Genomic DNA, 22707 nt, shown 5'->3' with positions numbered 1-22707 from the left:
TTAGCTGTACTGGTTGCGCCACGCTGCCTACGGTCGTCCCATGAACCACGGCATCACCACAGCGGCCCTGGCCGGCTTCGGCACCGGACTGTCCCTCATCGTCGCCATCGGCGCGCAGAACGCCTTCGTGCTGCGCCAGGGGGCGCGCCGGCAGGCCGTCCTCCCGGTCGTCGCCATCTGCGCCGTGTCGGACGCGGCCCTGATCGCCCTCGGCGTGGCCGGGGTCGGGGCCTTCGTCACCGCCTGGCCCGCCGCCCTCACCGCCGTCGCGGTCGCCGGCGGCGCGTTCCTGATCTGCTACGGGATCCTGGCGGCCCGCCGGGTGCTGCGCCCCGCCCCCGGGGCGGCCCTCAGCGCCTCGGGGGCGGCCGTCGGCTCCGCCCGCGGGGCGGTGCTGACCTGCCTGGCGATGACCTGGCTCAACCCGCACGTGTACCTGGACACCGTGCTGCTCGTGGGCTCACTGGCCGCCGACCGGGGCGACCTGAGGTGGGCGTTCGGCATCGGCGCGGTCCTGGCCAGCCTGATCTGGTTCTCCGCCCTCGGCTACGGGGCCCGGCTGCTCACCGGCCTGCTCGCGCGGCCCGGGGCCTGGCGGGTGCTGGACGGCCTGGTCGCCGCGACGATGGTGACCCTGGGCGGGTTGCTCCTCGTACGGGCCTGAGCGTGTCGTCGAGGTGACGCTGACGGTTTCGGCCGGGGTCCTCGACCCCGCCCGCGGGCCCGCGACCCGATCGGGGTGCGTTCAGGGGTGGTTCAGGGTGATCACCCATGATCGACGGGCGGTGCGGGACGAAGGTGGGTCCAGCGCGGGTACCGATCCGAGCGCCCGCCCCGTTCTCAGGAGCCACCGATGACCACGCCCCTGCGTGCCGCCCGCCGTCTCACCGCCGGCTGCCTGGCGGCGGCCGCACTCGCCACCGGTCTGGCCGCCGCCCCCTCGGCCACGGCCGCGCCCGGCGTGCTCGCTTCCCACGACGTCCGCGACACCCACGGCGCCACCGCCGTCCGGGCGTTGCTCGCCACCCTGCCGGACGGGGTGACGGACGCGGCCGTGGTGCGGGTCGCCGGCCGGGGCGTGCGCGGCCCGTACACCGGGACGGCCGGAGAGGTGGAGGCGGACGGGCCCTTCCCGGTGGGCAGCGTGACCAAGGTCTTCACCGATGCGGTGGTGCTCCAGCTGGTCGCCGAGCACCGGATCGGCATCGACGAGCCCGTCCGCCGCCACCTGCCCGAGCTGCTCCCGCCGCAGTACGCCGGCGTGACGGTACGCCAACTCCTGGACCACACCGGCGACCTGCCCCGGCCGGCCCGGGTGCCGCTCGGCCCCCGCGGGGTGGTGGAGGCCTCCTTCGCGGCGGACGCGGCGGACCGTCCCGGCCGTGTCCCGGCCCCGGGAACCGTCCAGCAGTACAACGGGCTGAACAGCTTCGTCGCCGGGCTGCTCGTGGAGAAGGTCGCCGGCCGCCCCTACGCCCACGAGCTCGACCGGCGGATCCTGCGCCCCCTGGCCCTGCGCGACACCCGGCTCTCCGAGGACCCGGCCGTCGCCTGGGCCTGGTCGGAGGGCGGGCTGACGTCCACCCCCGGCGACCTCGACGCGTTCCTGAAGGCCCTGCTGGGAGGACGTCTCCTTCCTCCGGCCCAGCAGCGGCACCTCTTCGAGGTTCCCGCGGTCCCCGGCGCCCCCGAGAACACCGGCTGCCCCGCCGGCGCGGCCTGCTTCAGTGCCGGCGGGCTGATGGGAATCGAGCTGAACGGAACGAAGATCTGGGGCAAGACCGGGTCCAGCGGCGGCTGGACGAGCGGCGTCTTCGCAAGCGGCGAAGACCACCACCACCGGACGGTCTACGCCCTGCGGCCCAACCCCCTGGCCACCGCCCGACAGCAGCGCACCCGTGTCGAGGCCGTGGTCGGGGCAGCCCTCACCCACGGATCGTGAAGGTGTCCGTGGGCGGGGGGCGGGGCGCGGCGTGGTAGGCATGCGGTGACGCCGGCGATGCACCGAGCCGGCCGCACGACGAACCCGCTGGAGCCCCCACCGTGCCCGACCAGCCCTCCTCCACCGCCGCCCCCGCGTCCGACGAGGGCGTGCGCGCGTACTACGCCGCGCAGCCCGCCCCGCTCGTCGCCGCGACCGGGATCGTCATGGACACCGAGGGCCGGGTCCTCGTCCTGACCACCTCCTACAAGGAGGACGCGGAACTGCCGGGCGGCACGGTCGAGGACACCGAGACCCCCGAGGAGGGCCTGGCCCGGGAGCTCAAGGAGGAGCTGGACCTGTCCGTCCCGGTGGGCCGGCTGCTCGCCGTGGACTCCTGTCGACCCGGCCGGCTCGGCCGCTCGCTCGTGGTGCACGTCCACCTCGTCGGCCCGCTCACCCCCGACCGGATCGACGCCGTCTCCTTCGCGGACGGGGAGATCACCGGGGCGCACTGGCTCACCCCCGACGAGGCGCACGCCCGCCTCCCCGCCCGCCTGGCGCCCCGGCTGCGCGCGGCGCTGGCCGCGCTGCGGCTGGGTTCGTTCGCGCACCTGGTCGACGGCGTGCCCCAGCCGGGCTCGCCCGCCGGGTTCGATCCGGCCGACCGGGCGGCGTTGGAGCACGCGGGCGGCTTCGACGCGGCCGGCCACCGCGCCGCCCGGCCGAAGTCCCTCACCGCGGCGAACGTCCTGTTCACCGACGTGGCCGGCCGGGTGCTGCTGGTCGAGCCCGGCTACGGAGACGCCGGGCGCCTGCTGCTGCCGGGCGGCGGCGTCGACAGCGACCTCGGCGAGACCCCGAGGGCCGGAGCCGCCCGCGAGGTCCGCGAGGAACTGGGGCTGGACCTGCCCCCCGGCCGGCTCCTGGCGGTGAACTGGTCGCACCGCCCCGGCCATCCGGCGCGGATCCGCTTCCTCTACGACGGCGGGGTGCTCGACGCCGACACGCTCGGCCGGATCCGCCTGCCCGAGGGCGAGCTGCTGAGCTGGCGGACGGTGGACCCCGGGGAACTGCGCGGGGCCGTCAAACCGTTGCTGCGCCGGCAGATCAAGGCCTGCCTCAAGGCGCGCGCCAAGGGCACCGGGCCGCTGGAGCTGCACGAGGGCCGCCCCGCCGGCGCCCCGTAGGACCCGAACGGACAGCGGCGGGGATCGGCGAGGGGCGGCGAGGGCAGCGGGGTCCTCCGCGCGGGCATACCCCCTTGGAGTATTTTTCCGGGGTCGCCTACGATGCGTGCATGAGCGAAACGGTGCGTCGGGCGAGCGGCCCCTTCGCGCTGCCCCGACGCCTGTGGCTCGTCCTGGCCGTGCTCACGGGCCTGCTGGGCATGCACGGCCTGGGCCCGGGCGGGATCCCGGCGAAGGCCCCCGCGGCCGTCGCCGCGGCGTTCCGACCCGCCCTCGCGGCGGCGACCTCCCCGCACGACACCGCGCGGCACGCCGCCCCGTCCCACAGCACCGCCCGACACACCGCCCCGTCCCACGACGCGGCGCGGCCCGAGGCCTCCCCCCACGGCACGGTGGTGGACCGCACGACGCCGGTCGGCGCCCGGGACGCCGCGGTCCCCGCCGCGCCCTGCGCCTGTCCGCACGAGGGCCCCGGCGGCGGTCACGCCGAGCACGCCGACCCCACCTGCGCGGCCCCCGGCACCGGCGCTCCCCCGGTCCTGTCCGGTCCGGCGCCCGCGCCCGGCGCGCTCGGGGCGCCGGCGCCGGCCGCCCACGGGATCGCCCCCGCCTCGGCGGTGGACGGACGGGCGCCGCCCTCACTCTCGGAACTGCAACTCCTGCGCGTATAGGCGGTCTCCGGCGTCACCCCGACGCACGAGCCCGTCCACTTTCCCGCACGCCGTCGTCCGGCGTGCCGCAGCACAGGAGAAGCACCACCATGACCATCCGGCGTTCCACGATCCGTCGTACCTCCGCCGTCGCGCTGGCCGCGACCGCCGCCCTCGTCCTCGCCGCCTGCGGCGGGAACTCCGACCCGGCCGACGGCGGCCCGACGCACTCCGGCCACGGCTCCTCCGGCCGGACGTCCGCCGCCACGCCTCCCGCCGGGGCCACGCCCTCCGCCGGTTCCTCCCCGGGCACGGGTGCCCGCGGCGAGAACAACGCGGCCGACACCGCCTTCGCCCAGGGGATGATCCCCCACCACCGCCAGGCCGTCGAGATGGCCGACCTGGCCGCGACGCGCGCCGGATCCGCCGAGGTGAAGAAGCTCGCCGAGGAGATCAGGAAGGCCCAGGACCCGGAGATCAAGACCCTCTCCGGGTGGCTCGCCGCCTGGGGCGAGCAGGTGCCCGCGGCCGGAGCCGACGGCGGGCACGGCGGGCACGCCATGTCCGGGATGATGACCGGCGAGGAGATGGACCGCCTGTCCAAGGCCGAGGGACGGGCCTTCGACACCGCCTTCCTCGAACTCATGGTCAAGCACCACGAGGGCGCGGTGGCCATGGCGAAGACCGAACAGTCCGACGGCCGGTTCCAGGCCGCCAAGGACATGGCCGGCGCCATCATGTCCTCGCAGGGCGCCGAGATCGCCCACATGAGGGAACTGCTCGGCAAGAAGTAGCCGACGGGTCCGGCCCGGGGACCACCGTCGGTGGTCCCCGGGCCGGGCCGCGCACCGGCTCCCGCTACCCCGCGATGGGGATCCGCCCGTCACCGCCCCGGTCCGAGCCGCGGTCCCGGCCGGTGTCGGAAGCCGCTCCGGCCCCCGCCTGCGCGGCGGTGGCGGCGTCAGCGCCCCGCGTCAGACCCTTGAGGAGCTGCGGGAGGTCCAGTCCGGTGGTCGAGCCGAGCAGTTCCACGCCCTGGGCGACGTTGTCGGCGACGGTACGGGACAGCCGGCTCGCCCCGTCGGTGGAGATGACGGTCATCTTGTCGATGGCGGCGAGCGGTTCGGCGGCCTTGCCGACGACCTCGGGCAGGACCTCGACCAGCATCTGGAGCACGGCGGCCTCGCCGTAGCGGGCGAAGGCCTCGGCCTTCTTGTCCATGGCCTCCGCCTCGGCGGCGCCCCGGGCGGCGATCGACGCGGCCTCCGCGTCGCCCTCCAGGCGGACAGCCTCCGCGATCGCCGCGCGCCGGGCCCGCTCGGCCTCGCCGCGCCGGGCGCCCTCGATGGCCTCCGCCTCGGCCAGGGCCGAACGGCGCTGCTTCTCGCCCTCACCGGTCAGTCGGGCGCTCTCGGCCTCCGCCTGGGCGGCGGCGATGGCCGCGAGGCGTTCGGCCTCGGCCTGCTTGACGCGGGCCACCCGCTTGGCCTCCGCCTCCTGCTCGGCCTCGTAGCGGCGGGCGTCGGCGGGCTTGCGCACCTGGGTGTCGAGCTGGCGGTCGGTCAGGGCGGCCTGTCGTTCGGCGACCTTCTCCTGTTCGGTGAGGATCTGCTGCTGCCGGTCGGCCTCGGCCAGCGGACCGGCGGCGTTGGCCTGGGCGGAGGCCGCGTCGGTCTCGGCCTTGATCTCCGCCTGGCGCAGCTGGAGCGTGCGCTGCGCGACGGCGATCTCCTCCTCCGCCTTCAGGCGGGCCTGCTCGGCGGTGCGGCGGGCGTTGGCCTCCGCGATGTCGGCCTCCTGCTTGGCGCGGGCGGCCTCGGGGCGGCCCAGGTCCTCCAGGTAGGAGCCCTCGGTGGTGATGTCCTGGATCTGGAAGGCGTCGAGGACGAGGCCCTGCCCGGACAGGCTCGCCTCGGCCTCCTCAGCGACCTGGCCGGCGAAGGCCGCGCGGTCGCGGATGACGTCCTCGACCGACATGCGGCCGACGATGGCGCGCAGGGCCCCCGACAGCACCTCCTGGGTGAAGCCGACGATGCCGTCCTGCTGCTGGAGGAACCGTTGGGCGGCGGCGCGGATGGCGTCCTCGGTGCCGCCGACCTTGACGATCGCGACGCCTTCGAGGTTGGCCTTGATGCCGCGCAGGGTCACCGCGCCGCGCACGGCGACGGGGATGTGCCGGCTGGACAGGTCGAGGGTGAAGCGCTGCTGCACGAAGGGGACGACGAAGACCCCGCCGCCGACCACGACCTTCTGCCCGCTGTTGTCGGTGACGACCCGGCCGGTGGACGGGTCCGTGGTCTTCCTGCCGCGCCGGCCGGTGATGATGAAGGCCTCGCTGGGGCCGGCGACCTTGTAGCGGGTGACGACGACCAGGGCCGACAGGACCAGGAGGACGACCACCCCCACGACGGAGACGACGACAGGACTCATGGGCACACTCCCGTGAACAGGCGGAACAACGACATGGGACGGGGGCGGCGCGCCGCGCACCGCCGAGCCGGCGGCGGGCGGCCGGGCCGCGGGCCCCGCGGGGCCTCGGTCAGCGCTCCACGGCGCGGACCTCGACGGAGGTCGGCGTCGGGACGGCGCTCACCCACACCTCGGCGCCGCGGCCGAGCGGCCCGGCGGAGGTGGCGGCGTACTTCACCGGCTGGCCGGCGAGCCGCAGCAGGACCTCGCCGTAGCCGCCGCCCCCGGGAATGCCGGTGACGACGGTGCCGGCCGATCCGACGAGGTCGCCCTGGCGGGGGGCCGCCCCGTCGCGGTCGCGCGCCAGGGCGCGGCCGAAGCGGTACGTGGCCCAGCCGACGCCCGCCCCGGCCACGGCGCCGACGGTGGCCGCCGCTCCCGTCCCCAGTCCCGTGGAACCGAGGACGATCGCCCCCGTGAAGCCGAGCATCGAGACGAAGCCCGCGATCACCGGGAGCGACAGCCAACCGTCGAGCGGTCCGGCGGCGGCGCCGTCGAAGACCGACTCCAGCACCCCGTCGAACACCAGCGAGCCGACGAGCAGGAGGACCCCCGTGATGCCGAGACCGAGAAACCATCCCATGGCACTCTCCCCCTGCCGTGTGTCGAACCCGCCGGACAACGGCATCGTGTCATCGCGCACCCGGCCCGCACACTGCCTGGTTCCGGCAATCTTTATGCGTTTTTGACGCACCGTGTGCGGGCGCCGCCCCGCCCCGGAAACGACGAAGCGCCGCGGCCGGGGCGAGGAAGGGGGTTCCTTCTTCGCCGCGGCCGCGGCGCGTTCGGGGCCCACGGCGCGGGGGCCGTCGGGCGGGTCCGGGTCGCTCAGACCTGCGGGGCCGGGTACGTCGGGTACTCCACGCCGGACACGGTCTGGACGACGCGGATGACCTGGCAGGAGTAGCCGAACTCGTTGTCGTACCAGAGGTACAGGATGGCGTTGTCGCCGTCGACCTTGGTGGCGCCGGCGTCGATGATCGAGGCGTGGCGCGAGCCGACGAAGTCCATGGAGACGGCGTCGGGGGCGGTCGTGAAGTCGATCTGGCGCTTGAGCGGCGAGTGCAGCGACACGTCGCGCAGGTGCTCCAGGACCTCCTCACGGGTGGTCTCGCGACCCAGGCGCAGGCTCAGGATCGCGATCGAGACGTCCGGGACGGGGACGCGGATCGAGCTGCCGGTGATGGGCGCCTTCAGCTCGGGCAGGGCCTTGGCGACGGCGGACGCGGCACCGGTCTCGGTGATGACCATGTTGAGCGGCGCGCTGCGACCACGACGGTCGGCCTTGTGGTAGTTGTCCAGGAGGTTCTGGTCGTTGGTGAACGAGTGGACCGTCTCCACGTGGCCGCGCAGCACGCCGTACTCGTCGTCCATGGCCTTCAGCGGCGGGACGATCGCGTTGGTGGTGCAGGAGGCGCAGGACAGGATCCGCTCGTCCGGCTTGATCGTGTCGTGGTTGACGCCGTGCACGATGTTCGGGACGTCACCCTTGCCGGGGGCGGTCAGGACGACCTTGTCGATGCCCGGGCGCAGGTGCTTGGCGAGACCGTCGCGGTCGCGCCACTTGCCCGTGTTGTCGATGAGGATGGCGTCCTTGATGCCGTACGCGGTGTAGTCGACCTCGGAGGGGTCGTTCGCGTAGATCACCTTGATCGCGTTGCCGTTGGCGAGGATGGTGCTGGTTTCCTCGTCCACGGTGATGGTGCCCTGGAACTGGCCGTGGATGGAGTCGCGGCGCAGCAGCGAGGCGCGCTTGACGAGGTCCTGCTCGCCGCCACCGCGGACGACGATGGCGCGCAGGCGCAGGCCGTTGCCGGAGCCGGCCTTCTCGATGAGGAGGCGGGCGACCAGGCGGCCGATGCGGCCGAAGCCGTACAGGACGACGTCGCGGCCGTCGCCGCGCTCGATCTTGTTCTCGCCGATCGCGCCGGCGACGGCCTCGGCGGTGAACCGCTCCACCGACAGACCGCGGTCGTCGCTCTTGTACGTCGCGGCGAGCATGCCGATGTCGATCTGCGAGGGGCCGAGATCGAGGGTGGTGAGGGCCTGGAGGAACGGCATCGTCTCGGTGACCGAGAGCTCCTCGCCGTCGATCTGCCGGGCGAATCGATGGGTCTTGAGGATGCTGACCACTGACTTGTTCACCAGGGAGCGGCTGTGGAGCAGGATCGTGACGTCACGCTCCCGGTGCAGCTTCCCGATGATGGGGATCATGGACTCCGCGATCTCTTCGCGGTTTTTCCAGTTGGTGAACGAGTCCTCGTTGACAGTCACAGGTTCATCTTTCGAGCTAGGCGGCGCTCATATGCTAACCCCACCGCCCTTTGATCATTCCAGTGGTGCCCCCCGCTCCGTCGGACCCGTCCACCCCCTGGACGCCCGCGCCCGGTGATCATCCTTCGGCGCGGGTGCCGATCGAGCCCCGCCGAACCCGGCTACCGGCAGGGTCCGCGCAGGTCAGCCGTGGTGTGACGGTCCGAAACAATCCCGTCAAATGCACTTAACGGCCCATCCATGGTTCGGGCCGAAGCCCCGGCATAGCGTTCTCGGAGGGGATCCGGAAGGTCTCCTCCGAGACCGAACCGGAAGGCAGGGCTCGTCGTGTCCGAACTGCACCTCGCCGTCGCGTTGGACGGAGCCGGGTGGCATCCCGCGGCCTGGCGGGAGCCGGGGGCCCGCCCCGGCGAACTGTTCACCGCCCGGTACTGGGCCGACGTCGTCGCCGAGGCCGAGGCGGGTCTGCTGGACTTCGTCACCTTCGAGGACGGCCTGACCCTCCAGTCCTCCTCCCCGACGGAGCACGACACCCGTACCGACCGGGTGCGGGGGCGGCTGGACGCGGTCCTGACGGCCGCCCGGGTCGCCCCGCTGACCCGGCACATCGGACTCGTGCCGAGCGTGACGGCCACCCACACCGAGCCGTTCCACATCTCCAAGGCGCTGGCCACGCTGGACCACGTCAGCCGGGGACGGGCGGGCGTGCTCCTGCGGGCCTGTGCGCCGCCGCACGAGGCGGCCCACTTCGGCCGTCGTACGTTCCCGCTGCCGGTCGGCGAGTCGGCCGAGGAGGCCGCCGACCACATCGAGGTCGTCCGGCGGTTGTGGGACAGCTGGGAGGACGACGCGGAGATCCGCGACGTCGCCACGGGCCGTTTCGTCGACCGCGACCGCCTGCACCACATCGACTTCGTCGGCCGCCACTTCCGCGTGAGGGGCCCCTCGATCACCCCCCGACCGCCGCAGGGCCAGCCGCTGGTGACCGCGACCGCCGGCTCGACCGCGCCCCGGCCCGGTCTGGTGGACCTGGTGTACGTGGCGCCGCGCGACCTCGACGAGGCGCGGGCGGCGGCCTCGGCCGCCTTCGGCTCGGAGGCCGCGCCGCGGCACGTCTTCGCCGACCTGACGGTCCTGCTCGCCCCGGACACCGCGACCGCGGCGGCCCGGCGCGACCGGCTCGACGAGGCGGCCGGCGACCCGTACGACCCGGAGGGCGCCTTCTTCACGGGCACCCCGGCCGGGCTCGCGGAGCTGCTCCTGGAGTGGCGGCGGGCGGGGATGACCGGCTTCCGGCTGCGGCCCGCGGTACTGGCCGACGACCTGCCGGCGATCACCCGGGGCCTGGTCCCCGAGCTCCGGCGGCGCGGGGCCTTCCGCGGCGCGTACGGGGCCGGGACCCTGCGAGCTCTGCTGGGTCTGGAGCGCCCGCCCAACCGGTACGCCGCCGGCGGCGCCGGCTCCACCACGCACCCGACCCGACGCGGGGCCCGGACCCCCGGAACCGGAAGGACGGCATGAGCGGCGAGCCGCGCAAGCAGATCCACCTGGCGGCGCACTTCCCCGGCGTCAACAACACCACGGTGTGGAGCGACCCCGAGGCGGGCAGCCACATCGACTTCGACTCCTTCGCGCACTTCGCGCGGACCGCCGAACGCGCCAGGTTCGACTTCATCTTCCTCGCCGAGGGGCTCAGGCTGCGCGAACAGGGCGGCCGGATCCACGACCTGGACGTGGTCGGCCGTCCCGACACCTTCACCGTGCTCGCGGCGCTGGCCGCCGTCACCGAGCACCTGGGACTGACGGGCACGATCAATTCCACCTTCAACGAGCCGTACGAGGTGGCCCGCCAGTTCGCGAGCCTCGACCACCTCTCCGGCGGCCGGGCCGCCTGGAACGTGGTGACGTCCTGGGACGCCTTCACCGGCGAGAACTTCCGCCGCGGCGGGTTCCTGCCGCGCGAGGACCGCTACACGCGGGCCCGGGAGTTCCTGGCGACCGCCACCGAGCTCTTCGACTCCTGGGACGGTACGGAGATCGCCGCCGACCCCGTCTCCGGCACCTTCCTGCGGGACGGGCGCGCCGGTGCCTTCGCGCACCGCGGGCGGCACTTCGACATCGAGGGCCGCTTCAACGTGCCGCGCGGCCCGCAGGGCCGACCGGTGATCTTCCAGGCGGGCGACTCGGACGAGGGGCGCGAGTTCGCCGCCGCCCGCGCGGACGCGATCTTCGGCCGCCACGGCACGCTGGACGAGGGCCGCGCCTTCTACGCCGACGTCAAGGGGCGCCTCGCCCGGTACGGCCGGCGCCCCGAGGAACTGCTGATCCTGCCCGCCGCCACCTTCGTCCTCGGCGACACCGACGCCGAGGCCCGCGAGCTCGCCCACGAGGTGCGCCGCCTCCAGGTGAGCGGGGCCACCGCGATCGCGTACCTGGAGCACGTCTGGAACCGGGACCTGTCCGGCTACGACCCGGACGGCCCGCTGCCCGAGGTGGACCCGGTGCCCGGGGAGAACACGATCGCCCTGGGCCGGGCGAGCGTGCGGCAGTTCCGCGACCCCCTGGCCACGGCCCGGGAGTGGCGGGCGCTCGCCGAGGCGAAGAACCTGTCGATCCGCGAGCTGGTCATCGCCACGACCGCCCGGCAGACCTTCGTGGGCTCCCCCGCCACCGTCGCGGACGCCATCGACGACCTGGTGCGGGCGGACGCCGCCGACGGCTTCATCCTGGTCCCGCACCTGACCCCCGGCGGGCTCGACGCCTTCGCCGACACGGTGGTGCCGCTGCTCCAGGAGCGGGGCGCCTTCCGCACCGAGTACACCGGCACCACCCTGCGCGACCACCTCGGCCTGTCCGTACCCGAGGCCCGGCGGCCCGCCGCCGGGGCCGAGGGGGCCGGCGGCGGTGCCGAGGCCGCCGGCGCGGACGCCGACCTGTAAGGCGCGTACGCCGACCCGTAAGGAGACCCGTCATGTCCGGCATCCCGCTCGGGGTCCTCGACCTCGTGCCGATCACCTCCGGTTCCACCGCCGCGGAGGCCCTGCACCGCAGCATCGACCTGGCCCGACAGGCGGAACGTTTCGGCTACGCCCGGTACTGGTTCGCCGAGCACCACCTGAACCCCGGCGTCGCCGGGACCTCCCCGGCCGTGCTGCTCGCCCTGACCGCCTCGGCGACCTCCACGATCCGGATCGGTTCGGGCGCCGTCCAGCTCGGGCACCGCACCGCGCTCTCGACGGTCGAGGAGTTCGGCCTGATCGACGCCCTGCACCCGGGCCGGCTCGACCTGGGGCTGGGCCGCTCGGCGGGCCGGCCCCCGCGGCCCGCGGAGGGCGCCGCCGAGCCCTTCGTCGGGTACACGCCGAACGGGCTGCTGATCCCGCCCCGGTTCTCCTTCGCGCACCTGCTGGGTCACCCCCGGGTGGCGCTCCAGCAGAAGCTGTTGAACCTGCCGGGAGCCACCGCGCAGGACTACGGCGAGCAGGTCGACGACGTCCTCGCGCTGCTGCGCGGGGAGTACCGGTCCCCGGAGGGGATCGGGGCGCGCGCGGTACCGGGCGAGGGGGCCGACGTACAGGTGTGGATCCTGGGCAGCAGCGGCGGGCAGAGCGCGGACACCGCCGGGCGGGGCGGTCTGCGGTTCGCCGGGAACTACCACGTCAGCCCCGGTTCGGTGCTGGAGGCGGTGGAGGGCTACCGGGCGGCGTTCAAACCGTCGGCGGACCTGGAGCGCCCGTACGTGAGCGTCTCGGCGGACGTGGTGGTGGCCGAGGACGACGCGAGCGCCCGCGAGCTGGCCGAGGGGTACGGGCCCTGGGTGCGCAGCATCCGCACCGCCGAGGGCGCCATCGCCTATCCGTCACCGGACGAGGCGCGGGCCCTGCCGTGGACCGAGGCCGACCGGGCGCTCGTGGCGGACCGGGTGGACACCCGCTTCGTCGGGTCGCCGCGGACCGTCGCGGACCACCTGGAGCGGCTCGCGGGGGCGACCGGGGCGGACGAGCTGCTGATCACCACGATCACCCATGACCACGCGGCCCGGGTCCGCTCGTACGAACTGTTGGCCCGCGAGTGGGGCCGGCGAGGAACGCCCGCCGAGGGTTGAGGGGCCCCGGCGGGAGGGGGAGGTCCGGCGGACGGCGATCGGGATCCGGTCAGGATTCGAGAAGCGCCGGCCGCCGGGCCGCCGGTAGCGTGATCGTCGGCCCGGTGGTGTTGCGACCGGGCCGGGTGACGCCGCAGGTGACCGCGCAGGCGGCCCCGCCGACCGAGGGAGACACGAGAGCCATGGCCAGGAGGACGGACACCCGCTCGCCCGCCCCGCACGCCGCCGACAGCCACGGGCTGATCCGCGTGCACGGAGCGCGCGAGAACAACCTCAAGGACATCAGCATCGAGATCCCCAAGCGGCGCCTGACGGTGTTCACCGGCGTGTCCGGTTCGGGCAAGAGCTCACTGGTGTTCGACACGATCGCGGCGGAGTCGCAGCGGCTGATCAACGAGACGTACAGCGCCTTCCTCCAGGGCTTCATGCCCACCCTGGCGCGGCCCGAGGTCGACGTCCTCGACGGGCTGACGACCGCGATCATCGTCGACCAGCAGCGGATGGGCGCCGACCCGCGCTCCACGGTCGGCACCGCCACGGACGCCAACGCCATGCTGCGGATCCTCTTCAGCCGGCTCGGGAAGCCGCACATCGGACCGCCCGGCGCGTACGCCTTCAACGTGCCCTCGGTCCGGGCGAGCGGCGCGATCACGGTCGAGCGCGGGGCGCAGAAGACCGTGAAGGCGACCTTCAACCGGACCGGTGGCATGTGTCCGCGCTGCGAGGGGCGCGGCTCGGTCTCCGACATCGACCTCACGCAGTTGTACGACGACTCCAAGTCGATCGCCGAGGGCGCCTTCACCATCCCCGGCTGGAAGTCGGACAACGTCTGGACGGTGGGGATCTACGCCGAGTCGGGGTTCCTGGACCCGAACAAGCCGATCTCCCGGTTCACCAAGCGGGAGATGCAGGACTTCCTCTACCGCGAGCCGACGAAGGTGAAGGTCAACGGGGTCAACCTCACCTACGAGGGCCTGATCCCCAAGATCCAGAAGTCGTTCCTGTCCAAGGACAAGGAAGCGATGCAGCCGCACATCCGGGCCTTCGTGGAGCGGGCGGTCACCTTCACCACCTGCCCCGAATGCGACGGGACCCGGCTGAGCGAGGCGGCGCGTTCCTCGAAGATCAAGCGGGTCAGCATCGCCGACGCCTGCGCGATGCAGATCAGCGATCTCGCCGTGTGGGTGCGGGGCCTCAGGGAGCCGTCGGTGGCGCCGCTGCTCACCGCGCTCGGCCGGACCCTGGACTCGTTCGTCGAGATCGGCCTCGGCTACCTGTCGCTGAACCGGCCGGCGGGCACGCTGTCGGGCGGCGAGGCGCAGCGCGTGAAGATGATCCGTCACCTCGGTTCCTCGCTGACCGACGTCACGTACGTGTTCGACGAGCCCACCTCGGGGCTGCACCCGCACGACATCCAGCGGATGAACGAGCTGCTGCTGCGGCTGCGCGACAAGGGCAACACGGTGCTGGTGGTGGAGCACAAGCCGGAGATGATCGCGATCGCCGACCACGTGGTCGACCTCGGCCCGGGCGCCGGACAGGCGGGCGGCACGGTCTGCTTCGAGGGCACCGTCGAGGGGTTGCGGACGGGCGGCACCCTCACCGGTCGCCACCTCGACGACCGGTCGGGCGTCAAGAAGGAGGTCCGCGAGGCCACCGGCGCCCTGGAGGTGCGGGGCGCCACGGCCAACAACCTGCGCGGGGTCGACGTCGACATCCCGCTGGGGGTGCTGACGGTCGTCACGGGCGTCGCCGGTTCCGGCAAGAGCTCGCTCGTCCACGGGTCGATCCCGGCGGACGCGGGGGTGGTGTCGGTCGACCAGACCCCGATCCGCGGCTCGCGACGGAGCAACCCGGCGACGTACACCGGCCTGCTCGACCCGATCCGCAAGGCGTTCGCCAAGGTCAACGGGGTGAAGCCGGCGCTGTTCAGCGCCAATTCCGAGGGCGCCTGCCCCACCTGCAACGGCGCCGGGGTGGTCTACACCGACCTCGGGATGATGGCCGGGGTCGCGAGCCCCTGCGAGGAGTGCGAGGGCCGGCGGTTCCAGGCGTCGGTGCTGGAGTACCGGCTGGGCGGGCGGGACATCAGCGAGGTGCTGGAGATGTCGGTGTCCCAGGCCGAGGAGTTCTTCGGCGCGGGCGAGGCGCACACCCCGGCGGCGCACCGGATCCTCGTACGCCTCTCCGAGGTCGGCCTCGGCTACCTCAGCCTCGGGCAGCCGCTGACCACCCTGTCGGGCGGGGAGCGGCAGCGGCTGAAGCTGGCGACCCACATGGGCGACAAGGGCGGGATCTACGTCCTCGACGAGCCGACGACCGGGCTGCACCTGGCGGACGTCGAGCACCTGTTGGCGCTGCTGGACCGGCTCGTGGACTCCGGCAAGTCGGTGATCGTGGTCGAGCACCACCAGGCGGTCATGGCGCACGCCGACTGGATCATCGACCTGGGGCCCGGTGCGGGCCACGACGGCGGGAAGATCGTCTTCGAGGGCACGCCGGCCGATCTGGTCGCGGCCCGGTCCACCCTGACGGGCGAGCACCTGGCGGCGTACGTCGGCTCCTGAGCGCCGTCCCGGGGAGGGCGGGGGCGGGGCGGGACCGGCGCCCCGCGCCGGCACCCGGGCCCGCGCCCGCCCCGCCCCGCCCCCGGAGCCGCGCCTCAGCGCAGGTCGGCCCGGTCGGGGGCGTCCTCCAGGAAGCCGCCCGACTGGTGCTGCCACAGCTTCGCGTAGGCGCCCTCCGCCGCGAGCAGCTCCTGGTGCGTGCCCTGTTCGACGATCCGGCCCCGGTCGAGGACGACGAGCCGGTCCATGCCGGCGACGGTGCTCAGGCGGTGGGCGACGACGAGCGCCGTCCGCCCCTCCATGAGCCGCCACAGCGCGTCCTGGACGAGGATCTCGCTCTCGGAGTCGAGGGCGCTGGTGGCCTCGTCGAGGAGCAGGATGGGCGCGTCGCGCAGGATCGCGCGGGCGAGGGCAACCCGTTGGCGCTGCCCGCCGGACAGCTTCACCCCGCGCTCGCCGACCATGGTGTCGAAGCCCTCGGGCAGGGCGTCGGCGAACTCCGTGACGTGCGCGGCCTCGGCGGCGGCGCGGATCTCGGCCTCGGTCGCGTCCGGTCGGGCGAAGGCGATGTTCTCCCGCAGGGTGCGGTGGAACATCGCCGGGTCCTGGGGCACGTAGGCGATCAGGCCGCGCAGGTCGGCCTGGGACAGCCGGCTGATGTCCTGGCCCCCGATGAGGATCCGGCCCGCGTCGATGTCCGTCATCCGCAGCAGCAGCCGGGTCAGGGTGGTCTTGCCTCCTCCGGACCGTCCGACGAGCCCGATCTTCGACCCGCCGGCCACGGCCAGGTCGAGGCCCTCGAAGAGCGGTTCGGCTCCGCCGTGGGTGAAGTCCACCTTCTCGAAGCGCACGTCGGCGCCCTCGGAGAGCAGGGGTTCGGGGCAGGGCGGGTCGAGCACGGTCGCCGGCTTCAGCAGGAGTTCGGTGAACTGCGCGGCCTCCGTCATCGAGCTCTCCAGCCGGCGGTAGATCTGGTTGAACTCGAACATGATCCGGGTGGCGTTGGAGTAGTAGGTGAAGGCGACGACGACGGCCTCCACCCCGTGCCCTCCGCCCGCGAGGGTGACGGCGAGAAGCAGGCCGAGCGCGTTGGTCAGTACGGACATCGGGGCGACGATGGTGTCGATGCGCAGGTTGCCGTAGTCCCACGAGCGGAGCGTGAGCCGGCGCGACTCGGCGACCCGCCTGCGGTGTTCGGCGGCCTCGCGGTCCTCGGCGCCGAACGCCCGGACCGTGTCCATGTTCATCAGGCTGTCGGCGACGTGGCCGGACACACGGGCGATGGCCTCCTCCCGCTCGTCCACGAGGGCCTGGCGACGGCGGATCAGGGGCCGCACGAGCAGGGCCGCGAAGGCGATCATCGCCAGGAGTCCGACGACGAGGAGGGGCTCGTACTGCCAGAGCACCACCGACCCGAACAGCAGGGGCACGAACTTGCCCACGACCGAGAAGGTGAGGGTGTCGAAGAACTCCTCGAAGCGGGAGGCGAAGCTCAGGACCCGCTTGGTGAGCGATCCGGCGAAGTTGTCGTGGAAGAACGCGGCGTCCCTGGCGAAGAGTTCGTCCATGCCGATGACGTACAGCCGCTCGATGCCGAGGGCGTCGACGCGGTTCAGGCAGTGGAGGCCGGCGCGCCACAGCGCCTCGGCGCACAGGAGGACGACGGCGAAGCCGATGACGTAGGGGAGCATCGCCGCGACGTCGACGCCGGCCCCGGAGCCCGCCTCGTCGGCGATGCGGCCGACGAGCTTGGCGATGACCAGCGGGGCCACGTAGTCGATGCCGATGTTGCCGAGCGCCGGGAGCAGCATCGCGGGCACGGTCAGCCATCGAAGGCGCCCCAACTCCCTTCCGTAGTAGCGAAGTGCGAGGACCACCGAACCCTTGTTCGGCGTGATTTTGCGCGATTGAGGCGTACCCATCCCAACCCTGCTTTGTCGGACCGATCGGAGAGGGTCCGCAGTGTCCCGCGCGCCACCGGGCGGCGTCCAAGCGTTTTCGGCGCTACCCGGTGAGCGTCGCGGGGGTCGGGCCGTCCGGGCGGACGGTGATGCCGTACGCCGCCCCGGTCGGGACGGAGCGGAACCTCGGGGTGTGGGCCGGCAGCAGGTGCTCCAGCAGGACGGTCGACTCGACCATCGCGAACCGCAGGCCCAGGCAGGCCCGGGGGCCGATGCCGAACGGCAGGTAGGCGCCGGGGTGAGCCGGGCGGCGGCCGGGGGTGGTGAACCGTGCCGGGTCGAAGCGCTCCGGGTCCTCCCACAGGTCCGGGTCCCGGTGGGTGAGGTAGGGGCAGACCAGTACGTCGGTGCCGGCCTCGACGGCGTACCCGGCGAGGAGGTCGTCCCGCGCCGCGCTGCGCGGCAGTATCCAGGCGGAGGGGTAGAACCGCAGCGTCTCGTGGACGAGCCCCTGGAGGGCGTTGCGCCGTTCGGGTGAGCCGGGCGCACCCGCCGCGAGGGCCCGCGCGCGGGCCTCGGGGTTGCGGTCCAGGAGGAGGTGGAGCCACGTCAGGGTGCCGGCGGTGGTCTCGTGGCCGGCGACGAGCAGGGTGACGAGTTCGTCGCGGATCAGATCGTCGGTGTACTCGGGACGGGTGTCCGCCGCCTCCAGCAGGACGTGCAGCAGCCCCGGACCGTCGGGGCCGGCCCCGCCGTCGCGGGCGGCGTCGATGGCGAGGGCCGCGACGGCGTCGATCCTGGCGAGCTCGTCGGCGACGGCCCCCCGGGCCCGTACCCCGTCGGCCGGCAGGCTGGGCAGCGCGGCCACCACGGCGGCCACGGCGGCCAGTTCGCGTTCGGTGCCGGTGTCCAGGGGGTGCCCGGTCAGGGAGCGCCAGATGGTGTCCAGGGCGAAGCGGCGCATCTCGTCGCCGACGTCGAAGACCTCCCCGGTGCGGGCGTACGCGTCCCAGCGCGCGGCGGCGGTCCGCGCGGCCCCGGCGATCCGCCCCTCCCAGCGGCGCATGCCGGGCCCGGTGAACCGGCCCTGCAACAGGCGCCGTTGTCGCTGCCACGCGTCGCCGGTGGCGGCCAGCACGCCGTCGCCGATCAGCAGGCGCGCCCGGTGGGAGCGCTTCACGTAGCGGTCGGGACGCAGGGCGAGCACGTGCCGCACGGCCGAGGGGTCGGTGACCAGGACTGTCGGGCGCGGCCCGAGGCGCACGGCGGCGACCCCGCCGAGCTCCTCCCGCGCCCGGGCGAACAGTTCGACGAGTTCGCCGCCCCGCTCCCGCCACCGCCCGACCTCCGCGGGATCGAGCTCGGGGATCCGGCGACCGGCCGGGGACGGACGGGCGTGCGTGGTCACGGATCTGCTCCTGTTCGACGGTGGTACGTCGGCACGGACCGGGCGGGACATCACGCACTGTAGGGGGTCGCGCGCACGCGGCGACACCCCGCCCGCCACGGACGTCCGCCCACCCGACCCGACGGGCGCCGCCCGCGGCCCGGGCGGGCGCCGGGCGAACCGGGGCGGTCGGTGCGCGGCCCGGGTGGGCAGGCGAATGACCCGGGTGGGTCGGTGCGCGGCCCGGGTGGGCAGGCGGGCGACGGTGCCCGGCCCGGGTACCGGCCCCGGTGGGCGCCGGTCGGGGCCGGCGCGGCGCCCCGACGGGCCCCGCTCGGGGCGTCACACGTTCTTCATGCCCCGTGCATGGTCCCGGTGCGGCTCCCCGCCCATGATCGGCGGAGCACCCGGCCCGTCCCCCCGCACCCGAGGAGCCGTCCACCATGCCCGACCGCCGCACCTTCCTGGCCGGTTCGACCGCAGCGCTCGGCCTGGCGGCCGTCCCCGCGACCGCGGGCGCGTCGGCGCGGACCCCGTCCGCCGGCGCGGCCGCGGCGGCGGCCCCGGCGGACGCCCCCGGCACCCGACCGCCGAACCTCGTCGTCGTCCTCGCCGACGACCTCGGCTACGGCGAACTCGGCGCCTACGGGCAGAAGCTGATCGCGACCCCCCGCCTCGACCGGCTCGCCGGCGAGGGGCTCCGCTTCACCGACGCCTATTCCACCGCGGCCGTCTGCGCCCCCTCCCGCTGCTCCCTGCTGACCGGACTGCACACCGGCCACTCCTCGGTGCGCGCCAACCCCTCCGGGGCCCAGGGCGCGCTGACCGCCGCCGACACCACCTTCGCCCAGGTGCTGCGGGCCCGCGGCTACCGGACCGCCGTGATCGGCAAGTGGGGCTTCGGGCCGGAAGCGGCCGGTCAGGACAGCCACCCGGCCGCCCGCGGGTTCGAGGAGTTCCACGGCTACATCGACCACGGCCACGCCCACCAGTACTACCCGGAGTACCTCTGGCGGGGCGGGGTCAGGGAACCCGTCCCCGGGAACGCCGGCGGGGCCAGGGCCGTGTACGCCCCCGACCTCCTCGAACGGAGCGCGCTGGAGTTCATCGACGCGCACGCCGCCGAGCCCTTCCTGCTCCTGCTGACCCCGACCGTCCCGCACGCCCCCAGTGACGTCCCCGACACCGGCGCCTACGCGGACCGGCCCTGGACGGCGGCGAACAAGGGCCACGCCGCCCAGGTGTCCGCCTTCGACACCCTGGTCGGCAAGGTCGTCGACCGGCTGCGCGCCCACGGCCTGGAGCGGGACACCGTCCTCCTCGTCACCAGCGACAACGGCCCCCACGAGGAGGGCGGCGTCAACCCCGACCTGTTCGACGCGAACGGCCCGCTGCGCGGCTACAAGCGCAACCTCTACGAGGGCGGCGTACGCGTCCCCCTCATCGCCTGGGGCCCCGGCCGGGTCCGGCCGGGCACCAGCGACCGCCCCACCCCCCTGACCGACCTCCTGCCCACCCTCGCCGAGCTGGGAGGCGCCCCCGCCCCCACCGACGTGGACGGGCTCTCCGCCGCTCCCCTGCTCGCCGGCGGCGGCGACTCGGCGCGCCACGGCCACCTGTACTGGTTCCGCGACGAGCGGGGGGTGACCTCCCGGGCCGACGCCCAGGACGGCGGGCGCGCCACGTGGCTCGCCGAGGCGGTCCGTCGGGAGAACTGGAAGGCCGTGCGCTTCGCCCCCGAGCGCGACCGCACGCTTCCCGACGACCGCTGGCAGGTCGAGCTGTACGACCTGGCGGCCGACCCCGGCGAGAGCCGCGACCTCGTCGACCGGCACCCGGCCAGGGCCGCCGAACTGGTGGCGCTGATGCGGTCCTCCTGGAAGGACGTCCACGCCCGCGCACCGTTCGGGACCGCCCTGACGCTGCCCCGCCTCGCCGTTCCCGGCCGGGCCCTGACCGTCACCGCCACCCTGGACAACGGCTCCGCGCGGCCCTGGACCACGGCCACGCTGAGCCTGCGCGCCCCCGCCGGATGGGCCGTCTCCCCCACCTCCCCGACCGCCGCTCCCCTGCTCGCCGCCGGCGCCCGGCTCACCGCGTCGTGGCAGGTGACCCCGCCCGCGAACGCCGCCCCCGCGACCCCGTGGGAATTCACCGCGGAGGGCGGCGCCCTCGCTGCGGCGGGCCCCGTCCGCTATCCCGCGACGGGCACGGTCGCGACGCCGCCTCCCGCGCCCACCCGCGACTCCTACCTCTCCGACCTCGCCTGGATCAGCGCCGCCAACGGCTGGGGTCCGGTGGAGCGGGACGCCTCCAACGGCAGGAACGCGGCCGGCGACGGGCCGCCGATCTCCTTCGGCGGCACCGAGTACGCCAAGGGCCTCGGCGTCCACGCGCCCAGCGACATCGCCTACCACCTCGGCGGCGCCGCCGTCCGCTTCACCTCCCTGGTCGGCATCGACGACTTCTCCGCCGCACAGAGCCCGTCCGGTGCCACCCGAGCCAGGGTGTACGGGGACGACCGGCTGCTCCTGACCACCCCCAGCCTCACGGCGGCCGGCGGCCCGGTCCGGGTCGACCTCGACGTGCGGGGCGTACGCGTCCTGCGCCTGGTGGTCGAGGACGCCGACAACCGCTCGGCCTTCGACCACACCTCCTGGGCCCTGGCCCGGGTCACCGTGTCCTGAGGCCGACCCCGCGTCAAAGCGGTCGGGGCCGTACCGGATCCCTCCGGTACGGCCCCGACACGCGAACGCGACCCGCGCAAGCGACCCGACTCGAACTCAGACCAGCTCGGGCTGCTGCTGCTCCCGGCGCTGGCCCGGCAGCCGCACGGGCACGGGCGTACGCTCCCAGGCCCGGGTGGTGCGGACGTATCCGTAGATCACGGCGACCATCGACAGGACGACCAGCGGCCCGAAGAGCCACGGGTGCGCGGCCATCTGGGTCGACAGGTAGCGGTACGCCAGCAGGAGCGCGACGAACACGGCGGCGCCGGAGGCGACCAGGACGGTCGCCGAGCGGTCCCAGCCGCGCGCGAGCGCGCGCAGCCCCGCCTCGATGGTGAGCGTGAACACGACGCCGGCGATGATGTCGGCGCCGTAGTGGTAGCCGAAGCCCAGCGTCGCGCCGAGCGTGGCGATCAGCCAGAACGTGCCGGCCCAGCGCAGGGCGCGGGGGCCCTTGCGGGAGTGGATGAAGATCACGGTGGCCCACGCGGTGTGCAGGCTGGGCATGCAGTTGCGCGGGGTGAACCCGTCGAAGGGCATCGGCAGGGGTACGCCGAGCGGCGGCGGCGTGTTCGGCCACAGGTCGGCGAGCGCCCACTGGCCGCCGTCGGCGCCGTAGGCGAAGATCGGCCCGACCACCGGGAAGATCATGTAGATGCCCGGCCCGAGCAGCCCGATGACCAGGAACGTGCGCACGAGGTGGTGGCTCGGGAAGCGCCGCTCGGCCGCCACGTTGCGCAGCTGGTAGAGCGCGACGATGACGGCCATCACGGCGAGCTGGATGTAGACGAACTCCAGGACGCGGAAGCCGACCACTCCGGTGGCCTCGACGATCCGCCCCGCCACCCACGACGGGTTGCCCAGGGCGTGGTCGGCGGTCGCCACGTACTGGTCGAGCACCATCGGGCGGGTCTTCGAGGTGATCAGCAGCCAGGTGTAGCCGGTCTTGCGGCCGGTCACGAGCAGCAGGGCCAGGCCGACGCCCTGCAGGAGCAGGGCGCGCTCGCGGCCGGTACGGCGCGTGAGGGCGATGACCCCGCAGGCGAGGGTCACCAGCAGGGCGCCGTTGCCGTACATCATCTCGGCGCCGACCAGCCACCGCACGAGCCAGAAGACGAGGTCGATGCCGATGGCGGCGCCGATCGCGATGAACCGCTGTCTCCAGGTGAGCACGACCATCATCAACGCCATGGCCGCGTAGAGCACCGTCCCCGACTGGGGGGCGAAGATCACCTCTCGCGCCTGGGCGGCGATCGGTCCGCGCGTGCCGTAGCCGCGCGCGGCGATCTCCAGCCCGATGAGGAACCCGAGGGTCACCACGCTCGCCGCGGTCCACAGCACGACGCGCGGGCGCCGCCACGCGGCGGTCCCGGTTCCACCGTCTCTCCGCGAAAGGGTTCGCGATGCTTTAGATATCAATTTTCAGCCGATTTGCCAGACGTTAACGTGGTCGTTGTTCGCTCGGACATGCTACGCGGGGCGGCGGTTCCGCTGCCGGCGGCGGTGGTGCGCGA

Annotated in this window: 16 protein-coding genes; 10 read left to right on the top strand and 6 right to left on the bottom strand. The window is 74.1% G+C overall.

Going from position 1 to position 22707, the window contains the following annotated elements; genetic code table 11:
- Positions 1-40: 40 nt before the first annotated feature.
- The 5 genes from AB0D01_RS11625 to AB0D01_RS11605 all read left to right on the top strand — a co-directional run bounded on the left by AB0D01_RS11625 (position 41) and on the right by AB0D01_RS11605 (position 4555).
- On the top strand, positions 41-664 hold the full coding sequence (locus tag AB0D01_RS11625) for a LysE/ArgO family amino acid transporter (protein ID WP_363054923.1): 624 nt from the start codon (positions 41-43) through the stop codon (positions 662-664).
- 189 nt (positions 665-853) lie between these two features.
- The gene (locus tag AB0D01_RS11620) at positions 854-1942 is read left to right on the top strand and encodes a serine hydrolase domain-containing protein (RefSeq protein WP_363054922.1); all 1089 of its coding nucleotides are present in this window, start codon (positions 854-856) and stop codon (positions 1940-1942) included.
- A 101-nt stretch (positions 1943-2043) separates the two neighbouring features.
- Complete coding sequence (locus tag AB0D01_RS11615; protein WP_363054921.1) at positions 2044-3111, top strand: NUDIX hydrolase; 1068 nt, start codon at positions 2044-2046, stop codon at positions 3109-3111.
- Positions 3112-3221: 110 nt separating this feature from the next.
- Positions 3222-3782: a DUF6153 family protein gene (locus AB0D01_RS11610; RefSeq protein WP_363054920.1), complete on the top strand. Its 561-nt coding sequence runs from the start codon at positions 3222-3224 to the stop codon at positions 3780-3782.
- 89 nt (positions 3783-3871) lie between these two features.
- Positions 3872-4555 (top strand): DUF305 domain-containing protein, encoded by a 684-nt coding sequence (locus AB0D01_RS11605; RefSeq protein ID WP_363054919.1) that lies wholly within the window; start codon positions 3872-3874, stop codon positions 4553-4555.
- A gap of 64 nt (positions 4556-4619) precedes the next feature.
- Here the strand turns inward: AB0D01_RS11605 and AB0D01_RS11600 are convergent, their stop codons facing one another.
- The 3 genes from AB0D01_RS11600 to AB0D01_RS11590 all read right to left on the bottom strand — a co-directional run bounded on the left by AB0D01_RS11600 (position 4620) and on the right by AB0D01_RS11590 (position 8504).
- Complete coding sequence (locus AB0D01_RS11600; RefSeq protein ID WP_363054918.1) at positions 4620-6191, bottom strand: SPFH domain-containing protein; 1572 nt, start codon at positions 6189-6191, stop codon at positions 4620-4622.
- Between the two features lie 109 nt (positions 6192-6300).
- Entirely contained in the window at positions 6301-6813 is a 513-nt protein-coding gene (locus AB0D01_RS11595) for a hypothetical protein (protein WP_363054917.1), read from the bottom strand.
- A 245-nt stretch (positions 6814-7058) separates the two neighbouring features.
- Positions 7059-8504 carry a glyceraldehyde-3-phosphate dehydrogenase gene (locus AB0D01_RS11590; RefSeq protein ID WP_363054916.1) on the bottom strand — a complete coding sequence of 482 codons (1446 nt, stop codon included), beginning with the start codon at positions 8502-8504 and terminating at the stop codon, positions 7059-7061.
- Between the two features lie 327 nt (positions 8505-8831).
- Between AB0D01_RS11590 and AB0D01_RS11585 the strand changes: the two genes are divergently transcribed.
- From AB0D01_RS11585 to AB0D01_RS11570, 4 genes are all read left to right on the top strand, one after another.
- Positions 8832-10025 (top strand): LLM class flavin-dependent oxidoreductase, encoded by a 1194-nt coding sequence (locus tag AB0D01_RS11585; protein WP_363054915.1) that lies wholly within the window; start codon positions 8832-8834, stop codon positions 10023-10025.
- Positions 10022-11443, top strand: a complete 1422-nt coding sequence (locus AB0D01_RS11580; protein WP_363054914.1) for an NtaA/DmoA family FMN-dependent monooxygenase — start codon at positions 10022-10024, stop codon at positions 11441-11443. The genes AB0D01_RS11585 and AB0D01_RS11580 overlap by 4 nt, the downstream gene beginning before the upstream one ends.
- Before the next feature lie 32 nt (positions 11444-11475).
- Positions 11476-12609, top strand: a complete 1134-nt coding sequence (locus AB0D01_RS11575) for an LLM class flavin-dependent oxidoreductase (RefSeq protein WP_363054913.1) — start codon at positions 11476-11478, stop codon at positions 12607-12609.
- Between the two features lie 182 nt (positions 12610-12791).
- The gene (locus tag AB0D01_RS11570) at positions 12792-15176 is read left to right on the top strand and encodes an excinuclease ABC subunit UvrA (RefSeq protein WP_363054912.1); all 2385 of its coding nucleotides are present in this window, start codon (positions 12792-12794) and stop codon (positions 15174-15176) included.
- A gap of 95 nt (positions 15177-15271) precedes the next feature.
- Here the strand turns inward: AB0D01_RS11570 and AB0D01_RS11565 are convergent, their stop codons facing one another.
- Both AB0D01_RS11565 and AB0D01_RS11560 read right to left on the bottom strand, forming a co-directional pair.
- Complete coding sequence (locus AB0D01_RS11565) at positions 15272-17098, bottom strand: ABC transporter ATP-binding protein (RefSeq protein WP_363054911.1); 1827 nt, start codon at positions 17096-17098, stop codon at positions 15272-15274.
- Between the two features lie 82 nt (positions 17099-17180).
- On the bottom strand, positions 17181-18485 hold the full coding sequence (locus AB0D01_RS11560; RefSeq protein ID WP_363054910.1) for a cytochrome P450: 1305 nt from the start codon (positions 18483-18485) through the stop codon (positions 17181-17183).
- Positions 18486-18907: 422 nt separating this feature from the next.
- On the opposite strand from AB0D01_RS11560, the gene AB0D01_RS11555 reads away from it, so the two are divergent.
- Entirely contained in the window at positions 18908-21151 is a 2244-nt protein-coding gene (locus AB0D01_RS11555; RefSeq protein ID WP_363054909.1) for a sulfatase-like hydrolase/transferase, read from the top strand.
- 96 nt (positions 21152-21247) lie between these two features.
- On the opposite strand, the gene AB0D01_RS11550 is transcribed toward AB0D01_RS11555, so the two are convergent.
- Positions 21248-22612: a phosphatase PAP2 family protein gene (locus AB0D01_RS11550; protein WP_363054908.1), complete on the bottom strand. Its 1365-nt coding sequence runs from the start codon at positions 22610-22612 to the stop codon at positions 21248-21250.
- Positions 22613-22707: the final 95 nt, after the last annotated feature.

This window comes from Streptomyces sp. NPDC048606 (assembly GCF_040650855.1).
Classification (GTDB): Bacteria; Actinomycetota; Actinomycetes; order Streptomycetales; family Streptomycetaceae; genus Streptomyces.
This window is presented reverse-complemented; position numbering and strand designations above follow the sequence as displayed.